At 70.3% G+C, this 19,625-nt stretch carries 18 protein-coding genes; all 18 read right to left on the bottom strand.

Translation table 11 applies throughout. From position 1 onward, the window contains the following. Positions 1–87 precede the first annotated feature (87 nt). The 18 genes from OO63_RS23180 to lysA all read right to left on the bottom strand — a co-directional run bounded on the left by OO63_RS23180 (position 88) and on the right by lysA (position 19,615). Positions 88–912: a F0F1 ATP synthase subunit delta gene (locus OO63_RS23180; protein ID WP_030361208.1), complete on the bottom strand. Its 825-nt coding sequence runs from the start codon at positions 910–912 to the stop codon at positions 88–90. After that, positions 909–1,457, bottom strand: a complete 549-nt coding sequence (locus OO63_RS23175; protein WP_030361207.1) for a F0F1 ATP synthase subunit B — start codon at positions 1,455–1,457, stop codon at positions 909–911. The genes OO63_RS23180 and OO63_RS23175 overlap by 4 nt, the downstream gene beginning before the upstream one ends. A 41-nt stretch (positions 1,458–1,498) precedes the next feature. After that, complete coding sequence (atpE, locus tag OO63_RS23170; protein ID WP_030361206.1) at positions 1,499–1,744, bottom strand: ATP synthase F0 subunit C; 246 nt, start codon at positions 1,742–1,744, stop codon at positions 1,499–1,501. Positions 1,745–1,818: 74 nt separating this feature from the next. Next, the gene (atpB, locus tag OO63_RS23165; protein WP_030361205.1) at positions 1,819–2,637 is read right to left on the bottom strand and encodes a F0F1 ATP synthase subunit A; all 819 of its coding nucleotides are present in this window, start codon (positions 2,635–2,637) and stop codon (positions 1,819–1,821) included. A 228-nt stretch (positions 2,638–2,865) separates the two neighbouring features. After that, positions 2,866–3,327, bottom strand: a complete 462-nt coding sequence (locus OO63_RS23160) for a Cg1360 family ATP-synthase-associated protein (protein WP_030361204.1) — start codon at positions 3,325–3,327, stop codon at positions 2,866–2,868. 260 nt (positions 3,328–3,587) lie between these two features. Continuing rightward, positions 3,588–5,015 carry an MraY family glycosyltransferase gene (locus tag OO63_RS23155; RefSeq protein WP_030361203.1) on the bottom strand — a complete coding sequence of 476 codons (1,428 nt, stop codon included), beginning with the start codon at positions 5,013–5,015 and terminating at the stop codon, positions 3,588–3,590. Between the two features lie 102 nt (positions 5,016–5,117). Next, positions 5,118–6,416: a serine hydroxymethyltransferase gene (locus OO63_RS23150; protein ID WP_051811107.1), complete on the bottom strand. Its 1,299-nt coding sequence runs from the start codon at positions 6,414–6,416 to the stop codon at positions 5,118–5,120. Between the two features lie 277 nt (positions 6,417–6,693). After that, positions 6,694–7,398 carry an arsenate reductase/protein-tyrosine-phosphatase family protein gene (locus OO63_RS23145; RefSeq protein ID WP_030361201.1) on the bottom strand — a complete coding sequence of 235 codons (705 nt, stop codon included), beginning with the start codon at positions 7,396–7,398 and terminating at the stop codon, positions 6,694–6,696. After that, positions 7,395–8,042 (bottom strand): L-threonylcarbamoyladenylate synthase, encoded by a 648-nt coding sequence (locus tag OO63_RS23140; RefSeq protein ID WP_030361200.1) that lies wholly within the window; start codon positions 8,040–8,042, stop codon positions 7,395–7,397. Before OO63_RS23140 ends, OO63_RS23145 begins: the two co-directional genes overlap by 4 nt. A 73-nt stretch (positions 8,043–8,115) precedes the next feature. After that, positions 8,116–8,961, bottom strand: a complete 846-nt coding sequence (gene prmC, locus OO63_RS23135) for a peptide chain release factor N(5)-glutamine methyltransferase (RefSeq protein WP_030361199.1) — start codon at positions 8,959–8,961, stop codon at positions 8,116–8,118. Positions 8,962–8,997: 36 nt separating this feature from the next. Continuing rightward, positions 8,998–10,074, bottom strand: coding sequence for a peptide chain release factor 1 (gene prfA, locus OO63_RS23130; RefSeq protein ID WP_030361198.1), 1,077 nt, complete (start codon positions 10,072–10,074; stop codon positions 8,998–9,000). A 99-nt stretch (positions 10,075–10,173) separates the two neighbouring features. Then, on the bottom strand, positions 10,174–10,398 hold the full coding sequence (gene rpmE / locus OO63_RS23125; RefSeq protein WP_030361197.1) for a 50S ribosomal protein L31: 225 nt from the start codon (positions 10,396–10,398) through the stop codon (positions 10,174–10,176). A gap of 171 nt (positions 10,399–10,569) precedes the next feature. Continuing rightward, positions 10,570–11,694, bottom strand: coding sequence for an LCP family protein (locus OO63_RS23120; RefSeq protein ID WP_030361196.1), 1,125 nt, complete (start codon positions 11,692–11,694; stop codon positions 10,570–10,572). A 373-nt stretch (positions 11,695–12,067) separates the two neighbouring features. After that, on the bottom strand, positions 12,068–14,110 hold the full coding sequence (rho, locus tag OO63_RS23115; protein WP_030361195.1) for a transcription termination factor Rho: 2,043 nt from the start codon (positions 14,108–14,110) through the stop codon (positions 12,068–12,070). Between the two features lie 388 nt (positions 14,111–14,498). Next, entirely contained in the window at positions 14,499–15,416 is a 918-nt protein-coding gene (gene thrB, locus OO63_RS23110; RefSeq protein ID WP_030361194.1) for a homoserine kinase, read from the bottom strand. A 254-nt stretch (positions 15,417–15,670) separates the two neighbouring features. Then, the gene (gene thrC, locus OO63_RS23105; protein ID WP_030361193.1) at positions 15,671–16,729 is read right to left on the bottom strand and encodes a threonine synthase; all 1,059 of its coding nucleotides are present in this window, start codon (positions 16,727–16,729) and stop codon (positions 15,671–15,673) included. A gap of 6 nt (positions 16,730–16,735) precedes the next feature. Then, positions 16,736–18,025: a homoserine dehydrogenase gene (locus OO63_RS23100; protein ID WP_030361192.1), complete on the bottom strand. Its 1,290-nt coding sequence runs from the start codon at positions 18,023–18,025 to the stop codon at positions 16,736–16,738. 198 nt (positions 18,026–18,223) lie between these two features. After that, positions 18,224–19,615 (bottom strand): diaminopimelate decarboxylase, encoded by a 1,392-nt coding sequence (gene lysA / locus OO63_RS23095; protein WP_030361191.1) that lies wholly within the window; start codon positions 19,613–19,615, stop codon positions 18,224–18,226. Positions 19,616–19,625: the final 10 nt, after the last annotated feature.

Below are 19,625 nucleotides of genomic sequence, written 5' to 3'. Positions count from 1 at the left end.
AGTTTCTTTGGGGGATCTGGGGGCTCCCCCCAGAAACTTTGCATCCTGTGCACGGCCCAACCAGGGCCGTCGATCTTGCTTGTTGAGTTACTGGCCCGCCATACGGCGGTGCGCGTCCTCGATGCGGTCCGCGATGGAGCCGTTGATGACCTCGTCGCCCACCTGCACCCGGATCCCGCCGAGGACCGTCGGGTCCACGTCGAGGTTCAGGTGCATCTGGCGCCCGTAGATCTTCGCGAGCGCCGCGCCGAGCCGCTGCTTCTGCTGGTCCGACAGCGGAACAGCGGAGGTGACGACGGCGACCATGCGCTGCCGGCGGTCCGCGGCCAGCTTGGAGAGGGACTCGAGGCCCTCTTCCAGGCTACGTCCACGGGGCGCGGTCACAAGACGCTCGACCAGACGCTCCGTGACGACGTCCGCCCGGCGGTCGAGCAGGCCGTGCACCAGGCCGCTCTTGGCCGTGGCGTTCACGGCCCGGTCGGTGAGCGCCGACCGCAGCTCGGTGCTGGAGGAGACGATCCGGCCGAACCGGAAGAGCTCGTCCTCGACGTTGTCCAGCGCGCCCGACTTCTGCGCGGCGGTCAGGTCGGCGAGGTTGGTCAGCTCCTCCAGGCCGTCCACCAGGTCGCGCGACTGCGACCAGCGGGAGCGCACCATGCCGGCCACCAGGTCGGCGGTCTCGCCGCCGACCTTGCCGCCGAGCAGCCGGGACGCCAGCTCCGCCTTGGCCTCGCCGGACTGCGCCGGGTCGGTCAGGACTCGACGCAGCGAGACCTCGCGGTCGAGCATCGCGGTGACCGCGGCCAGCTCGTCCGCGAGCTGCTTCGCGTCGACCGAGGTGCTGTCGGTCAGCGCGTCGAGACGCTCACGCGCGGCGGCCAGGGCCTCGCGGCTGGCTCCATGCGCTGTCATCGAGTGGCCTCTGCCTTCGCGTCGAGGTCGTCGAGGAAGCGGTCGATGGTGCGGCTCTGCCGGGCGTGCTCTTCGAGCGACTCGCCGACGAGCTTGCCGGCCAGTTCGGTGGCCAGCTGGCCCACGTCCTGGCGCAGCGCCTGCGCGGCGGCCTTGCGGTCGGCCGCGATCTGGGTGTGACCGGCGGCGACGATCTCCTCGCGCTGCCGCTGGCCCTCGGCCCGCATCTCGGCGATGAGCTGGGCGCCCTGCTCCTGCGCCTCCTGGCGCAGCCGCGCGGCCTCGTGGCGGGCCTCGGCGAGCTGAGCCTTGTACTGCTCGAGGACGCTCTGGGCCTCGGTCTGAGCGGCCTCGGCCTTCTCGATACCGCCTTCGATCGCCTCCCGGCGCTCGTCCAGAACCTTGTTGATGTTCGGGATGAGCTTCTTCCAGAAGAAGAAGAAAACGATGGCGAAGGCGATGGCGCCGACAAGCAGCTCGGGGCCCGGAGGAATGAGCGGGTTCTGCTCTTCCTCGGCCGCCAGCTGAACCAGGTTGGCGATCACATCAGTGCCTTTCGTCGAACGGGACTATTCGTCTGCGGCGATCAGGAGCCGTAGACGAACGGCATGACGATGCCGATCAGGGCGAGCGCCTCACAGAAGGCGAAACCGAGGATCTGGTTGGCACGGATCAGACCGGCGGCTTCGGGCTGACGGGCGAGCGCCTCGGTGCCCTTGCCGAAGACGATGCCGACGCCGATGCCCGGGCCGATGGCCGCGAGGCCGTAGCCGATGGAGCCGAGGGCCTTGATGTTGCCTTCGAGGGCGGCGAGCTCGAGAGTCGCGGACATGCCGTTACTTCCTTCTCTTTCTTGGACCGGTGGGGGTTGGCCACCGGGCGCTTAGGGGGTTGCGGGGAGGGTGCTCAGTGGTGCTCGGCGAGAGCGCCCTGGATGTAGGAGCAGGCGAGGAGCACGAAGACGTACGCCTGGACGGCCTGCACGAAGAGTTCGAAGCCGATCATCGCGATGGTCATCACGAAGGAGACACCGGCGGCCGGGATCAGCCAGCTGTTCAGCAGGTACCAGGAGGCGACGGTGAACATCACCAGCATCAGGTGACCGGCGAACATGTTGGCGAAGAGTCGCACCGCGTGCGTGAACGGGCGCACGAGCAGGTTCGAGAAGAACTCGATGAAGGCGACGAGCCACTTGATCGGGCCGAGCGAGTTGTCGTAGCCGGTGATGTTCTTCCAGCCGCCGACGAAACCGTGGCGCTTGAACGTCAGGGGGACCCAGACGAAGTACACGATGCCCGCGAGGACGAACGGGTAGGCGATGACCGACGACACCGGGAACTGGGCCAGCGGGATCACCGACCAGATGTTCATGATCCAGATGAAGAAGAACAGCGAGACCATCAGGGGGACGTACTTCTCGCCGTCCTTCTTGCCCATGGTCTCGTACACGATCCCGCGGCGTACGAAGTCGTAGCCGGCCTCGCCGATCATCTGGACCTTGCCCGGGACCATCTTCGCCTTGCCGAAAGCGGCGTAGAAGAAGGTCACCACCAGCGCGGTCGAGATCAGGGCGAGCAGCATCACCTTGTTGAACTCGAACCCACCGACCTCGAAGATCGGCTTGAAGAGGAACGAGTGCAGGCCCGGAGCCGGGAAGCCACAGCCGTTGTCGGACATGATCCGACAGCTCCAGTCAAAGGCGAGCTCAGTTTGGTCAGCACTCACCGCGGGCTCCTTCGGCGTGACGCATAGGTACGGCAACCTCGTTGTCGTGTCGGCGCGGCGCGCAGCCGCGGGTCGGCACCGGACTGGTGTTTCGGAAGTGTGAGCGGCGCTCAGGCATCGAGCCTCGCGATGGTGCAGGCGTCAGCTCAGATGCCCGCGCCTGCAGTGCCGCAGTTGGCACCGGACGATAGCAGGATCTCGAACGGGCATTTATCCCGGCCCTACCACTCACGTCGTGGACCCCGACTTCTCCGCCTTTTCGCTCTTCTCGGAAGAGTTGGCGGAGGAAGGTTCGGGTTCCGGGTCGACGTAGAAGATCTTGGCCTTCATGTGCGCGCGGGCCTGTGACGCCATCCACACGACGGTCGAGACGGCGAGAGCGAGCGCGAAGACCTTCGGGTTGAACAGGGTGGTGTCCTTGAACAGACCCATGAAGATGAGAAGCAGCAGCAACTGGGCGACGTAGAGCATCATGCCCATCGCCTGGAACAACTGCGGAAGCGATTTTGCCGTCCGCTGGAGGACGTACACACCGAGCCCCATGAAGGCGACGACCACCACGGTGCCGACGACAGCGCCGAGTGCTCCCTTGCCGCCCGAGACCACGCCGCTGACGACGGCGATGATCGCGCCGACGGCAGCCGTGGGCACGGCGCACTGCAGGAGATTCCGGGTGTCTTGAGACGGCATGGCGGCAACTCCGCTTACAGATGGGGGCAGGGTGTCGTCATGGACGAGCGTAGACCCGGTCCGAGTGGGGTCCTCGGGCCAAGAGACCGTCGCACTACGGTCCTTCGGCTCTGTCGCCGGGTTTCGTGAACGGTATCACAAACTATTTGATGAGGTCTTTACCTGTCAGGTGTGCCCGCCGTCACACATGAGAAGTAATCCGCGCGTCTGTGCACTTTGGCGGGCGACTTGTCTGGTAATGGGCCGCTTTGGCGGTCGCGTCAACGCGACGAACCGGCCTTGCGCCGGTCCAGGAAGCGCGGGCGGGTGCCGAGGGCGGTCGCGCCGTTGACGCCCGCGCCGACCGGCCGACGGGACCCCCCGTCCTCGCCGGCGCCCGCGTCGGCCCCGGCGGACTCCCCCGCGCCCTCCCCGGCCGTCTCCGCGGCCCCGGCGGCCCCACCGGCACCGGCGGCCACAGCGGCCCCCGGCGTCCCGTACGCGGCCTCGTCGGCGGCCGCACGCGCCGCCAGCTCCGCCCGCCTGCGCCGGTACCGCGGCGGCACGAAGCTCTCCGCCCAGCCGGGGGTGTGCGGGGTGAAGCGGGGCAGCAGGAGCAGGGCGAGGCCGACCGCGCTGAGGAAGACGATCAGGAGCAGGATCCACATGCTCGTGGAGTGCACCGAGTAGGCGACGGTGCCGAAGGCGATGAGGGCCGACCAGAAGTACATGATCAGGACGGCTCGGCTGTGCGAGTGGCCGACCTCCAGGAGCCGGTGGTGCAGATGGCCGCGGTCGGCGGCGAACGGCGACTGGCCCTTCCAGGTGCGGCGCACGATGGCGAGCACCAGGTCCGCGAACGGGATCGCGATGATCGTCAGCGGCATGAGCAGCGGGATGAAGACCGGGAGCATCGCGTGCGTGGCGTCCCGGGTGCCGCCCAGGTTCAGCTTCATCGCGTCCGGGTCGACCTGCCCGGTGATGGAGATGGCGCCCGCGGCGAGGACGAGGCCGATGAGCATCGACCCCGAGTCGCCCATGAAGATCCTGGCCGGATGCATGTTGTGCGGCAGGAAGCCCAGGCACATGCCCATCAGGATGGCCGCGAAGAGCGTTGCGGGGGCGGCGGCCTCGATGCCGTACCCGTACCAGATGCGGTACGCGTACATGAAGAACGCCGCGGCCGCGATGCACACCATGCCCGCCGCCAGGCCGTCCAGGCCGTCCACGAAGTTCACCGCGTTGATCGTGATGACCACCAGGGCGACCGTGAGGAGCGTGCCCTGCCACTGGGTCAGGGAGACCGTCCCGGCGCCCGGGATGGGCAGCCAGAGGATCGTCAGGCCCTGCATGACCATGACGCCAGCGGCGATCATCTGGCCGCCGAGCTTGATCAGCGCGTCGATCTCGAACTTGTCGTCGAGGACCCCGATGAGCCAGATCAGCGCGGCGCCGGAGAGCAGCGCGCGCGGCTCGTTCGACTTCGTGAAGACCTCATTGAGGTTCGGCAGGTGGTCGGCGACCAGAAGCCCCGCGCACAGCCCGAAGAACATCGCGATTCCGCCGAGCCGGGGCGTCGGCTCCCGGTGCACGTCGCGCGCGCGGATCTCCGGCATGGCGCCGGCCACGATCGCGAACTTCCGCACCGGGCCGGTCAGCAAATAGGTCACCGCGGCCGTGATGCAGAGCGTCAGCAGATATTCACGCACGGGCTTCCCCACAGGTATCGCTGGCCATCTCAGCACCACACCCTAGCTTCGCGCGCATAAGGTTGGGGACGTCTGGGTAGCGACGATCGTTGCACAAGTCCGCTACGCAGGTGCCGATCGCCCTCTCCCCGCACTCGGATACGGCGGAAATCGGCCTGCCATTTCCCGCACCGCGTCCCTGACTTTGGCCTCCTCACGGACCGCGCCCGCGAACAGCGCGGCGATTCTTGCCATTTCACCCTCGCCCATGCCCTGTGTGGTGACGGCCGCCGTGCCGAGCCTGAGGCCCCGGCCGTCGCCGACCGTGACATCAGCGGCTCCGCCGTGGGGCAGCGCGCAGGTGTCCAGGACCAGTCCGGCCGCGGCGAGACGGCCGCGCGCCACCGCCGCCGACACCCCCTGCGGAGCCGGGTCGGCCAGAATCAGGTGCGTGTCCGTGCCGCCGGTGCTGATGTCGAACCCCTCCCCCGCGAGCGCCTGCGCCAACACCCTCGCGTTCGCCACGACTTGATGCGCGTACGCCGTGAAGGCCGGTGTCGCCGCCTCGCCGAACGCGACCGCCTTGGCGGCGATCGTGTGCATCTGGGCGCCGCCCTGCGTGAACGGGAACACCGCCCGGTCCACCCGCTCCGCGAGCTCCCGGCGGCACAGGATCATGCCGCCGCGCGGGCCGCGCAGCACCTTGTGCGTCGTCGCGCACACCACGTCCGCGTACGGCACCGGGTTCGGCGCCGCGCCGCCCGCCACCAGGCCCACGGGGTGGGCCGCGTCGGCGATCAGGTGGGCGCCCACGTCGTCCGCCACCGCGCGGAACGCCGCGTAGTCGATGTGCCGCGGGTAGGCGATCGAGCCGCACACGATGGCCTTCGGCCGGTGGGTGCGCGCCAGCGCCCGCACTTCCTCGTAGTCGATCAGCCCCGTCTCCGGGTCGAGGCCGTACCCCACGAAGTCGAACCATCGCCCCGAGAAGTTCGCGGGCGAGCCGTGCGTGAGGTGACCGCCGTACGGCAGGCCCATCGCCAGGACCGTGTCGCCCGGGCGCAGCAGGGCCGCGTAGGCCGCGAGGACGGCCGCGGATCCCGAGTGCGGCTGTACGTTCGCGTGGTCGGCGCCGAACAGGGCCTTCGCTCGGTCCGTGGCGATGCGCTCCGCCACGTCCACCAGCTCGCAGCCGCCGTGGTGGCGGGCTCCCGGGTAGCCCTCCGCGTACTTGTTCGCCAGCGGTGAGCCCAGGGCCGCGAGGACGGCCTCCGACGTGAAGTTCTCCGCCGCGATCAGTTGCAGGCTGCTCGACTGCCGCTCCAGCTCGCCGAGCACCACGTCGGCCAGCTCCGGGTCCTGCCGCCGCAGCCCCGCATACGCCGCCGCAGCGGCGGCGGGTCCCGCGTCGGCCGTCGTCATCCTTCCAATGTAGGCCGGGGGCGGTGGCGCTGCGCGGTGGGCGCTACCGCGAAGGTCCCCAACCCCGCCCCTTCCCGAAACCGGGGGCTCCGCCCCCAGACCCCCGCTCCTCAAACGCCGGAGGGGCTATTTCTAGCCCGTCCGGCGATTGAGGACGAGCCGCGGAGCGGCGATTCGGCGGAGGCTGTCCCACCCGCCCGGGACCCCCCACCCGGGGGCCCGGGGGCAGCGCCCCCGGTTTCGGGAAGGGGCGGGACTGGGGAAAGCCCCGCAGGGACTACGCCCGCGCCGCCGGCACCCCCGTCAGCGCCGTCACCACGGGCTCCAGCGCCTGCTGGATCTCGCCGCCGACGGAGCGGAAGAAGGGGAGGGGGGCGCCGTAGGGGTCGTAGACCTCGTCGGCCTCGGCGGAGGGGGCGAGGAGCCAGCCACGGAGGGCGGCGGCGGCACGCACGAGCGCGCGGGCACGCTCGACGATGCCGTCGGTGCCGTCGGGATCGGGCAGCGTGGCGGGATCTATGGCCCGCACGAGCCGGGTGAACTCCTTCAGGGTGAAGGTGCGCAGCCCGGCGGAGTGCCCCATGGAGATGACCTGGGCCCGATGGTCCCGGGTTGCGGTGAGGACGAGGTCGGCCCGGATGACGTGGTCGTCGAGCAGCTCCCGCCCCACGAATCCGGAGGCATCGGCGCCGAAGTCCGCGAGGACGGCCTCGGCGTTGGTCTCCATGGGCGCCCCCTCGTGCCCCCAGGTCCCGGCGCTCTCGACGACGAGCCCCCCGGTGAGCGGGTCACCGAGCCGGTCGGTGAGGGCATGCCGGGTCAGCCGCTCGGTGATGGGCGAGCGGCAGACGTTGCCGGTGCTGACGTGGAGGATGCGGAAGCTGCCGGGTGTGCCCGCGGCTCCGAGGGAACCGAAGGACACCGAGTGCTCGGCTGTCTCACTGCGGCCCGCTATGCCACGCCCCGACTCAGGGGCCCTCAATTGGCCACCTCGAGGTCGGGTACGACCTTGCGCAGCTCGTCCGCGTCGAGCGCGCCGGCCCGCAGCAGGACGGGCACCTTGCCGGTCACGTCCACGATGGAGGAGGGCACGATGCCGGGCGTGGGCCCGCCGTCGAGGTAGACGGAGATGGAGTCGCCGAGCATCTCCTGGGCGGCGTCGCAGTCCTCAGGCGCCGGGTGCCCGGTGAGGTTGGCGGAGGACACGGCCATCGGGCCGACGTCGGTGAGCAGCTCGATGGCGACGGGGTGCAGGGGCATCCGGATGGCGACGGTGCCGCGGGTGTCGCCGAGGTCCCACTGCAGGGAGGGCTGCTGCCGGGCGACGAGGGTGAGGGCCCCCGGCCAGAAGGCGTCGACGAGCTCCCAGGCGGACTCGGAGAAGTCCGTGACGAGGCCGTGCAGGGTGTTCGGGGAGCCGATGAGGACGGGCGTCGGCATGGAGCGGCCGCGGCCCTTGGCGTCGAGGAGGTCGGCGACCGCCTCGGGGCTGAAGGCGTCGGCGCCGATGCCGTACACGGTGTCCGTGGGCAGCACGACCAGTTCGCCACGGCGGACGGCGGACGCGGCCTCGCGCAGACCGGTCGTACGGTCGGTCGCGTCGTTGGTGTCGTATCGCCGTGCCATCAGCTGGCCTCCTCGTACACGTACGTCTCGTCGGCGTACATCACGTGCATCGTCTTCTGCGTCGCCGCGGTGGTCACGGCATCGCCTTGCGGGCGGTCGCGAACCGCGGCCGGTTGTTCAGGTCGGGGTGGTCGGCGGCATCCGCCCAGCCCCGCTCCTCCGTGAAGATCCACGGCACTTGGCCGCCCTGGGTGTCCGCGTGCTCCACCACGACGACCCCGCCGGGCCGCAGCAGCCGGTGCGCGGTGCGCTCGATGCCGCGGATCAGGTCGAGGCCGTCCTCGCCGGAGAACAGGGCGAGTTCGGGATCGTAGTCCCGGGCCTCCGGCGCAACGTACTCCCATTCCGTCAAAGGGATGTACGGGGGGTTGGAGATGACCAGGTCGACCTGGCCGTCGAGGTCGGGGAACGCGTCGCGCGCGTCGCCCTGACGGAGGTCGACCCTGGAGCCCTCGACGTTCTTGCGGGTCCACGGCAGCGCGTCCGAGGACAGCTCCACGGCGTGCACGCGCGAGCGCGGGACCTCCTGCGCCATGGCGAGGGCGATGGCGCCGGAGCCGGTGCACAGGTCGACGATCAGCGGCTCGACGACGTCCATCGCGCGCACGGCGTCTATGGCCCAGCCGACGACCGACTCGGTCTCGGGGCGGGGCACGAAGACGCCGGGCCCGACCTGGAGCTCCAGGTAGCGGAAGAAGGCGCGCCCGGTGATGTGCTGGAGCGGCTCGCGGGCCTCGCGGCGCGCGATGGTCTCCCAGTAGCGGGCGTCGAAGTCCGCGTCCTTGACGGAGTGCAGCTCGCCCCGCTTCACGCCGTGCACGAAGGCGGCGAGCTCCTCCGCGTCGTTGCGCGGCGAGGGCACGCCGGCGTCGGCCAGCCGCTGGGTGGCCTGGGCCACTTCCGCGAGCAGCAGGTTCACGCTGGTCCTCCGGGGGCGGTTCGTCGAAGGGTGGGCTTACGCGGCGGCGAGCTTCGCGGCGGAGTCCGCGTCGACGCAGGCCTGGATGACGGCGTCGAGATCGCCGTCGAGCACCTGGTCCAAGTTGTACGCCTTGAAGCCCACTCGGTGGTCGGAGATGCGGTTTTCCGGGAAGTTGTACGTACGGATCTTCTCGGAGCGGTCGACGGTGCGGACCTGGCTGCGACGGGCGTCCGCCGCCTCCTTCTCCGCCTCCTCCTGCGCCGCGGCGAGAAGCCTGGAGCGCAGGATACGCATCGCCTGCTCCTTGTTCTGGAGCTGGCTCTTCTCGTTCTGGCAGGAAGCGACGACTCCGGTGGGGATGTGCGTGATGCGCACGGCGGAGTCGGTGGTGTTGACGGACTGCCCGCCGGGGCCCGAGGAGCGGTAGACGTCGATCCGCAGGTCGTTCGCGTGGATCTCGACGTCGACCTCCTCCGCCTCGGGCGTGACGAGGACACCGGCCGCGGAGGTGTGGATGCGGCCCTGCGACTCGGTGGAGGGCACGCGCTGCACGCGGTGCACCCCGCCCTCGTACTTCAGCCGCGCCCAGACGCCCTGGCCGGGCTCGGTGGCGCCCTGGCCGCCCTTGGTCTTCACGGCGACCTGGACGTCCTTGTAGCCGCCCAGCTCGGACTCGGTGGCGTCGATGATCTCGGTCTTCCAGCCGACGCGCTCGGCGTACCGCAGGTACATGCGCAGCAGGTCACCGGCGAACAGCGCCGACTCGTCGCCGCCCGCGCCCGCCTTGACCTCCAGGATGACGTCCTTGTCGTCGCTCGGGTCGCGCGGCACGAGCAGCAGCCGCAGCTTCTCGGTGACGTCGTCGCGCTCCTTGTCCAGCTCCTTGACCTCGGCCGCGAAGTCCGGGTCGTCGGCGGCGAACTCGCGCGCGGTCTCGATGTCGTCACCGAGCTGCTTCCAGGTGCGGTACGTCGAGACGATCGGGGTCAGCTCGGCATAGCGCTTGTTCAGCTTGCGAGCGTTGGCCTGATCGGCGTGGACCGAAGGGTCGGCGAGCTTCTTCTCCAGGTCGGCGTGCTCGCCGACCAAATCCTCGACCGCCTCGAACATCGGGGGCTCCTGGTTCTGCGTGAAGGGGCTGCGGGACGGCAAACGCCGGTCCCGGCCGCCCCCTGGTGAGGGCGGCCGAAGACCGGCGCAGGTGGCTCGCTACTTCTTGGCGGAGCCGGCAGCCTTGCCGAAGCGGGCCTCGAAGCGGGCCACACGGCCACCGGTGTCGAGGATCTTCTGCTTGCCCGTGTAGAACGGGTGGCACTCGGAGCAGACCTCGGCGCGGATGGTGCCGCCGGAGATCGTGCTACGGGTGGTGAACGACGCGCCACAGGTGCAGCTGACCTGCGTCTCGACGTACTCGGGGTGGATGTCGCGCTTCAAGGTGTCTCCTAGTTTCGGGAGGGCACCGGGTCGCAGACGCGGGATGCGGATGCGTGAACCGGGGCCGACGTACCAGTCTGCCAGGACTGGCCGCATCTGCCCAAACCGGGGTCGGCCCGGAAGTATTCCCGGAGCGACCCCGGAGGGGTATGAGGGTGTGCCCCGTGAGGGTCAGTCGCTGGTGACGACCTTGCCGGCGCTGCCCTTGTCGCCCGCGGACTTGTCGGTGGCGGACTTGGGGATGGGCTTGTCGGCCTTGAGGGCGTCCCAGACCTGCTGTCCCGCCTCCTCCAGGGGAAGGACGCGGTTGCGGTCGGCCGGGTCGTACTGGATGGGCAGCGTGACCATCTTCATGTCGCCCGAGCCGATGCCCTTGAGGCCATTGGCGAAGCCCGCCAGGTCCTTGACCGTGTCCAGCTCGGAGTCGGTGGTGATGGCGCTGGTGGCGGAGTCCGCGAGGTCGTAGAGCTTCTTCGGGTTGCCGAAGAGGTTGATGTCCTTGACCTGGTTCATCAAGGCCTTGATGAAGGCCTGCTGGAGCTGGATGCGGCCGAGGTCGCTGCCGTCGCCGACGCCGTGCCGGGTGCGGACCAGGCCGAGGGCCTGCTCGCCGTTCAGGGTGTGGGAGCCCGCCGGCAGGTCGAGGTGGCTGTCCTTGTCCTTGATCGGCTGCTTGGTGGTGATGTCCACGCCGCCGAGGGTGTCGATGAGCTTCTTGAAGCCCGTGAAGTCGACCTCGACGTAGTGGTCCATGCGGATGCCGGACATCTTCTCGACCGTCTTCACGGCGCAGGCCGGGCCGCCGACCTCGTACGCCGTGTTGAACATCTGGCGCTGGCCGCCCGGGTCGACCTTGCCGTCGCCGTCCTTGACCGCGCACTCGGGCCGGGTGATGAGGGTGTCGCGGGGTATGGAGACCACGCTGGCCTTCTTGTGGCCCTTGTAGACGTGCACGATCATCGCCGTGTCGGAGCGGGCCGCGCCCTCGTCCTTGCCGTACTTGGCGTTCTTGCCGGAGCGCGAGTCGGAGCCGAGGACGAGGATGTCCTGGGAGCCGTTGTCGATGTTCTCGGGGCGGTCGGTGCCGAGCGCGGCGTTGATGTCGACGCCCTTGATGTTGCCGTTGAGCTTGAAGTACACGTAGCCGAGGCCGGTGCCCCCGAGGACGACCACGGCGGCGGCGGACCACGCCGTGATGACGAGCGCCTTCTTGCGCTTGCTGCGCGGCTTGCGTCGCCGGCCGCCCTTGCCGCGGTGCTTCGGCTTCGCGTCGGCGGGGCTGCTCTCGTCGGTCATGCGCTCCTCAGTCCTCGTCGGTCGGGTACCCCCTGCTTTCAGGGCCAGGCATTGGCTTTTCGTCAATTGTCAGACGTGAAAACCGAAAGAAGGGTTGCATGGCACCCTGTGAGCGCCCCGAGGTCCGACGGCTACGCACTGTGTGCGTCGTCTAGTACTTTTGGCCCCCCACCTGCGGTTTCGCTCGCGAGGACGCTACCGCCCGTGACCGTAAGAAACTCTTATCCGTGTGGGCAAGGTCTCTCGGCCGGGCTCGGCCCTCACCGGTGCCGACCGGCCTCTCCCGCACACCCCGACATACGGAAGGGGCCGCTCCCGTCGTGAGACGGGAGCGGCCCCTTCCGGTGCGCCTGGTGTGGGCGCCCGCGCCAGGTCAGTCGTTGCCGTTGCCGGGGGCAGGCGTCGTCTTCTGGATCTGGAGCAGGAACTCCGCGTTCGACTTCGTCTGCTTCATCTTGTCCAGGAGCAGCTCGATCGCCTGCTGCTGGTCGAGCGCGTGCAGCACGCGGCGCAGCTTCCAGGTGATGGCGAGCTCGTCGCTGCCGAGCAGGATCTCTTCCTTGCGGGTGCCGGACGCGTCGACGTCCACCGCCGGGAAGATGCGCTTGTCGGCGAGCTTGCGGTCGAGCTTGAGCTCGGCGTTGCCGGTGCCCTTGAACTCCTCGAAGATCACCTCGTCCATGCGCGAGCCGGTGTCCACGAGCGCCGTGGCGAGGATGGTCAGCGAGCCGCCGTCCTCGATGTTGCGCGCGGCGCCGAAGAAGCGCTTGGGCGGGTAGAGGGCCGTCGAGTCGACACCACCGGACAGGATGCGGCCGGAGGCCGGGGCGGCGAGGTTGTACGCACGGCCCAGACGCGTGATCGAGTCGAGCAGCACGACCACGTCGTGACCCAGCTCGACGAGGCGCTTGGCGCGCTCGATGGCCAGCTCGGCGACCGTGGTGTGGTCCTCGGCCGGACGGTCGAAGGTCGAGGAGATGACCTCGCCCTTGACCGACCGCTGCATGTCGGTGACCTCTTCCGGACGCTCGTCGACCAGGACGACCATCAGGTGGCACTCGGGGTTGTTGTGCGTGATCGCGTTGGCGATCGCCTGCATGATCATGGTCTTGCCGGTCTTCGGCGGGGCCACGATCAGGCCGCGCTGGCCCTTGCCGATGGGCGCGACGAGGTCGATGATGCGGGTCGTCAGGACGCCCGGGTCGGTCTCCAGGCGGAGCCGGTCCTGCGGGTAAAGGGGCGTCAGCTTGTTGAACTCCGGCCGTCCGCGCCCGGATTCGGGCGCCATGCCGTTCACCGAGTCGAGGCGGACCAGCGCGTTGAACTTCTCGCGGCGCTCGCCGTCCTTGGGCTGGCGCACCGCACCCGTGACGTGGTCGCCCTTGCGCAGGCCGTTCTTGCGGACCTGGGCCAGCGAGACGTACACGTCGTTCGGGCCGGGGAGGTAGCCCGACGTACGGATGAAGGCGTAGTTGTCGAGGATGTCCAGGATGCCCGCGACCGGGATCAGGACGTCGTCCTCGGACACCTGCGGCTCGCCCGCGAAGTCCTCGCGGCCGCGACGGCCACGGCGGTCGCGGTAACGGCCGCGGCGGCCGCGGCGGCCACCGCCGTCGTCGTCGAAACCGTCGTCCTGCGGGCCGTTGTCGCGGTCCTTGCGGTCCTGACGGTCCTGCCGGTCCTGGCGGCCGCCTTGCTCCTTGCGGTTGCCGCCGCCCTGCTGGTCGTCGCCCTTGTTGCCGCGGCGGTCGCGGTCCCGGCCGCGGCCCTGGCGGTCGCGGCGGCCCTGGCGGCCCTCGCCGCCGTCGGAGTCGCCCCGGTCGCCACGGTCGGCCTTCTCCGCCTCCGTCTTGACGGCACCGGCCTCGGCCTTCGGCTCGGCCTGGGCCTTGGCCTCGGCGGTCACGGTCTCGGGGCTGCCGGCCTCGGCGGTGACACGACGACGGCCGCGGGCGCCGGAGGACTTGTCCTCACTCGCGGGCTGGCCCGGGATGTCGATCTGCTGCTGGGCGGCCTTCGGCTGCTCGGCCGGGGCCGCGACGGCCTCATCGGACTTGGCGGCCTTGGTCGCGGCGGCCTTCTCGGCGGCGTCGCCGGTGCGCGCCCTGGAGGTGGCGCGGCGCTTCGGCTTGGTCTCGGCGTCCCCGGCAGAGGCTGCGGCCGGGGCGCTCTTCGCCGGGGCTCCGCCTGCGGCCTGCGCCTCCTTGATGACCTCGATCAGCTGGCTCTTGCGCATCCGCGCGGTGCCCTTGATTCCGAGGCCCGATGCGACCTGCTGCAGTTCGGCCAGCACCATGCCCTCGAGGCCGGTGCCGCGGCGCCGCCGTCCGGCCGAAGCACCGGTGGCAGGCGCCGCGGAGGCGTCCGTGGCGGGCGTGTCGGCAGTCACGCCCATCAGATCGGTGGTGTCGCTCACGAAGGGTCCTTCCCTGGAGCGGACGTCGGCCTGTCTGGCTCGGCGACCGGTTGTGCTGTCCGGCGGTCCCTGGTGTGCGGACCGTGCCGGGGCGGTTGTCCGCCAACGCGGCGGAAGAGTTCACAGATGTGGCGATTCCCGGTGCCGGGCCACTGAGGTGCGGTGGTCACTCGGCTCGGTCACGCCGGTTCCGGAGCGTGCTCGGCACCGCTCAGTGCGGGGCACAGAGCAGTTTGGGAGGCTCCCGGAAGGATGGATGTCCCGGACGGGGACACAAAGCACCTCGCCATGGTGGGGTCGGGTGCAGACTTGAGGTTAACACTACCGGATCCAACAAACATTCCCCCTCTCCAAATCCGGACTCCGCGGATTTGCCGCTGTCACCGTCTCAGGGTGCAAGCGGCAGCACGCTCGCTCCGGTGGCGTCGAGCGCCAGGCGGTTCGCCGCCCAGCCCTCCCCCGCCAGTCGTGCGACCTTGTCGGCCGCACTGTCCTCGGCCAGCGCGAGGACCGTGGGTCCCGCGCCGGAGATCACCGCGGGCACGCCGTCGGCGCGCAGGCGCTCCACCAGGGCGGCGCTCTCGGGCATGGCCGGGGCGCGGTACTCCTGGTGCAGGCGGTCCTCGGTGGCGGGCAGCAGCAGCTCGGGGCGCCTGGTCAGGGCCTCGACGAGCAGGGCGGCCCGGCCCGCGTTGGCGGCCGCGTCCACGTGCGGGACGGTGCGCGGCAGCAGTCCGCGGGCGGTTTCGGTGAGCACGGGCTTTCCGGGGACGAAAACCACCGGAACGATGGAATCGGCGGGATCCATCCTGATCGCGCGGGCCGCGGAGCCGTCCATCCAGGACAGCGTGAAGCCGCCGAGCAGGCAGGCGGCGACGTTGTCGGGGTGGCCCTCGATCTCGGTGGCAAGCTCCAGGAGCGCGGCGTCGTCGAGCTTGCTGTCGCCGCCTATGGTCACCGCGCGGGCGGCGACGATGCCGGCGCAGATGGCGGCGGAGGAGGAGCCGAGGCCCCGGCCGTGCGGGATGCGGTTGGCGCAGACGATCTCCAGGCCGCGCGGCTGTCCGCCGAGCAGGTCGAAGGCGGTCCGCAGGGACCGCACGAGCAGGTGCGACTCGTCGCGGGGCAGCGTCTCACTGCCCTCTCCCGCGATGTCGACGCCCAGGCCGGAGTCGGCGACGCGGACCACCACGTCGTCGTAGAGCCCCAGCGCCAGGCCCAGGGCGTCGAAGCCCGGGCCGAGGTTTGCGCTGGTGGCAGGCACGCGCACCCTGACGGCGGCGGCGCGGAACGCGGGACCGGCCATCGCTCGTTGATCTCCTTGAGCTCTGTTTTGTGGAGGACTTGCCGCCTGGACCAGCACACGTCCGGCATGGGACGGCAGCACCCGGGAGCCGTCTCTGCGGACGGCACCACGGCATATGTGGTGGCATATGCGGGGTGGGTTGGCTACAGCCTATCGAAGGAAGGTTCTGCGGCGACATAGGGCGCACAGGAGGCGCACGATGCGTGTCGCGAGCCCCCTGTGCACCCCCTGTGGGGAGTTGAGAGGTTTGGGCGTTACGCCAGGCCCAGGCGCTCCGCCGCGGCGGCCGCGTCGACCGGCACCGTGACCGGCTGCGGGGCACCCGCGACGGCCCAGTCCGGGTCCTTGAGGCCGTTGCCCGTCACCGTACACACGATGCGCTGGCCCTTGTCCACCTTGCCCTGCTCGGCCGCCTTCAGCAGACCGGCGACGGACGCGGCGGACGCGGGCTCCACGAAGACACCCTCCTGGGACGCCAACAGCTTGTAGGCGCGCAGGATCTCACGGTCCGTCACCTCGTCGATGAAGCCGCCCGACTCGTCGCGCGCGGCGAGCGCGTGCTGCCACGAGGCCGGATTGCCGATGCGGATCGCGGTGGCGATCGTCGAGGGGTCCTTGACGACCTCGCCGCGCACGATCGGCGCGGAGCCGGAGGCCTGGAAGCCCCACATGCGCGGGGTGCGCGTCGACACCGAGTCGGCCGCGTACTCCTTGTAGCCCTTCCAGTAGGCCGTGATGTTGCCCGCGTTGCCGACGGGGAGGACGTGGATGTCGGGCGCGTCGCCGAGGGCGTCGACGATCTCGAAGGACGCCGTCTTCTGGCCCTCGATGCGGAACGGGTTGACCGAATTGACCAGCGCCACCGGGTAGTTCTCGGAGAGCCCGCGCGCGAGGTTCAGGCAGTCGTCGAAGTTCCCGTCGACCTGGAGGATCTTCGAGCCGTAGACGAGCGCCTGGCCCATCTTGCCGAGGGCGATCTTGCCCTGCGGCACCAGGACGGCGCAGACCATGCCCGCGCGGACGGCGTAGGCGGCGGCCGAGGCCGACGTGTTGCCGGTGGAGGCGCAGATGACGGCCTTCGCGCCCTCCTCCTTGGCCTTGGTGATCGCCATGGTCATGCCGCGGTCCTTGAAGGACCCCGTGGGGTTGGCACCCTCGACCTTGAGGTGGACCTCGCAGCCCGTGCGCTCGGAGAGCACCTGCGCCGGCACGAGCGGCGTGCCGCCCTCGCGGAGCGTCACGACCGGCGTGGTGGCGGAGACCGGAAGGCGGTCCCGGTACTCCTCGATGATTCCGCGCCACTGGTGGGTCATTGCTGCTTACTCCCCTTCAACCCGCATGATGCTGGCGACACCACGCACGGTGTCGAGTCGGCGCAGCGCCTCGACGGTGCCGCTGAGGGCGGCGTCGGGCGCGCGGTGGGTGACGACGACGAGGGACGCCTCGCCGTCCTTGCCCGTCTGACGGACCGTATCGATGGATACGCCGTGCTCGGCGAAGACCGTCGCGACCTGGGCGAGCACGCCCGGCTTGTCGGCCACGTCGAGGCTGATGTGGTACCGCGTGACGACCTCGCCCATGGGGCTCACGGGCAGTTGCGTGTACGCGGAGTCGCCGGGCCCGGTGGCCTCGCCGAGCTTGTTGCGGCAGACCGCGACCAGGTCGCCGAGGACGGCGGAGGCGGTGGGCGCGCCGCCCGCGCCGGGGCCGTAGAACATCAGCTGACCGGCGGCCTCGGCCTCCACGAAGACGGCGTTGTAGGCCTCGCGGACGCTTGCCAGCGGGTGGCTGAGCGGGATCATCGCGGGGTGCACGCGCGCGGTGACGGAGCCGCCGTCGGCGGCCCGCTCGCAGATGGCGAGGAGCTTGATGGTGCAGCCCATGCGCTTGGCGGAGGCGAAGTCGGCGGCGGTGACGTCGGCCATGCCCTCGCGGTAGACGTCGTCGAGCCGGACCCGGGTGTGGAAGGCGATGCCGGCGAGGATCGCGGCCTTGGCGGCGGCGTCGAAGCCCTCGACGTCGGCGGTCGGGTCGGCCTCGGCGTACCCGAGGGCGGTGGCCTCGTCGAGGGCCTCCTGGTACCCGGCGCCCGTCGAGTCCATCTTGTCGAGGATGAAGTTCGTGGTGCCGTTCACGATGCCGAGCACGCGGTTGACCTTGTCCCCGGCGAGCGACTCGCGCAGCGGCCTGATCAGCGGGATCGCGCCCGCGACCGCCGCCTCGTAGTACAGGTCGCGGCCGTGCTGCTCGGCCGTCGCGTGCAGGGCCGCGCCGTCCTGGGCGATCAGCGCCTTGTTCGCGGAGACCACGGAGGCGCCGTGCTCGAACGCGGTGGTGATGAGCGTCCGGGCGGGCTCGATGCCGCCGATGACCTCGACGACCACGTCGATGTCGCCTCGTTTGACCAGCGCCGTCGCGTCCGTCGTCACCAGCGCCGGGTCGATGCCCGCGCGCACCTTGGAGGGGCGGCGGACGGCCACCCCGGCCAGCTCGACCGGGGCGCCGATCCTCGCTGTGAGGTCGTCGGCGTGCGTCGTCATGATGCGCGCCACCTCTGAGCCGACAACCCCACAGCCCAGCAGCGCCACCTTCAGCGGACGCGTACGCATCATCCGACCTCGTTTCCTTCTCCAACTGCGGTGGGACCAGTCTCACCCACCGAAACGGTGTTTCCGACCATAGTCCGGATCGTGAGACACGTATTTCACGAACCGGGAGCTTTTCGGGGTGGTGTCACCCACGTCGAGCGGGATGGTGTCATCCCACGTCGCGTGGGGTTCTCTCACCCCACGTCACGTGGGGTTCTCTCACCCCACGTCGAGACGGAGCAGGTCCTCCTCCGTCTCGCGGCGCATGATGAGGCGCCCCGCGCCCTCGTGCACCGCCACGACCGGCGGTCGCAGCGCGTGGTTGTAGTTGCTCGCCATCGAGCGGCAGTACGCGCCCGTCGCGGGCACGGCGATCAGGTCGCCGGGCGCGAGGTCGGCGGGCAGGAACGCGTCCCGCACGACGATGTCGCCGCTCTCGCAGTGCTTGCCGACGACCCGTACCAGCATCGGCTCGGCGTCGGACGAGCGCGACACGAGCGCGACGCTGTACTCGGCGTCGTACAGCGCCGTACGGATGTTGTCCGACATGCCGCCGTCGACGGAGACGTACGTCCGCAGTCCGTCGAGCGGCTTGATGGTGCCGACCTCGTACAGCGTGAACGCCGTGGGGCCGACGATGGCGCGGCCCGGCTCGACGGAGATGCGGGGCGTGCGCAGCTTCGCCGCCGCGCACTCCCGCGTCACGATCTCGCGCAGCGCCGTGGCGATCTCGTGCGGCTCGCGGGGGTCGTCGTCCGAGGTGTACGCGATGCCGAGGCCGCCGCCGAGGTCGATCTCGGGCAGCTCGACGCCGTGCTCGTCGCGGATCTCGGCGAGCAGCGACACCACACGGCGGGCGGCCACCTCGAAGCCCGCCGTGTCGAAGATCTGCGACCCGATGTGGCTGTGGATGCCGATGACGTCCAGGCCGTCCAGCTTCAGCGCGCGCCGCACGGCCTCCGCGGCCTGTCCCCCGGCGAGCGCCAGGCCGAACTTCTGGTCCTCGTGCGCGGTCGCGATGAACTCGTGCGTGTGCGCCTCGACGCCGACCGTCACCCGGATCTGCACCCGCTGGCGCGTGCCGAGCCGGTCCGCGATGTGCGCGACCCGCACGATCTCCTGGAACGAGTCGAGGACGATGCGGCCCACCCCCGCCGCGACCGCGCGCTCGATCTCGTCCACCGTCTTGTTGTTGCCGTGGAACGCGATCCGGTCGGCCGGCATCCCGGCGTCGAGCGCCGTCGTCAGCTCGCCGCCCGAGCACACGTCGAGGTTCAGGCCCTCTTCGTGCAGCCAGCGCACGACGGCCCGCGACAGGAACGCCTTGCCCGCGTAGAAGACGTCGGCGTCCGGGCCGAAGGCGTCGCGCCACGCCTGGCAGCGGGCGCGGAAGTCGGCCTCGTCGAGGAAGTACGCGGGCGTGCCGAACTCCTCGGCCAGCCGCTTCACTTCGACTCCGCCGACGGTGACCGTGCCGTCTTCGGCGCGGGTGACCGTGCGGGACCAGACCTTAGGGTCCAGGGCGTTCAGGTCGGCGGGCGGGGCGGAGTAATGCCCCTCGGGCAGGACGTCTCCGTGGCGGGGGCCTGCGGGGTGTGCGGAACGGCTCATGGCTCTTCTG

Origin of the sequence: Streptomyces alboflavus, from assembly GCF_000716675.1 — a bacterium.
Classification (GTDB): domain Bacteria; phylum Actinomycetota; class Actinomycetes; order Streptomycetales; family Streptomycetaceae; genus Streptomyces; species Streptomyces alboflavus.
The sequence above is the reverse complement of the archived record's forward strand: the minus strand, read 5'-3'. Positions and strand labels throughout refer to the sequence as shown.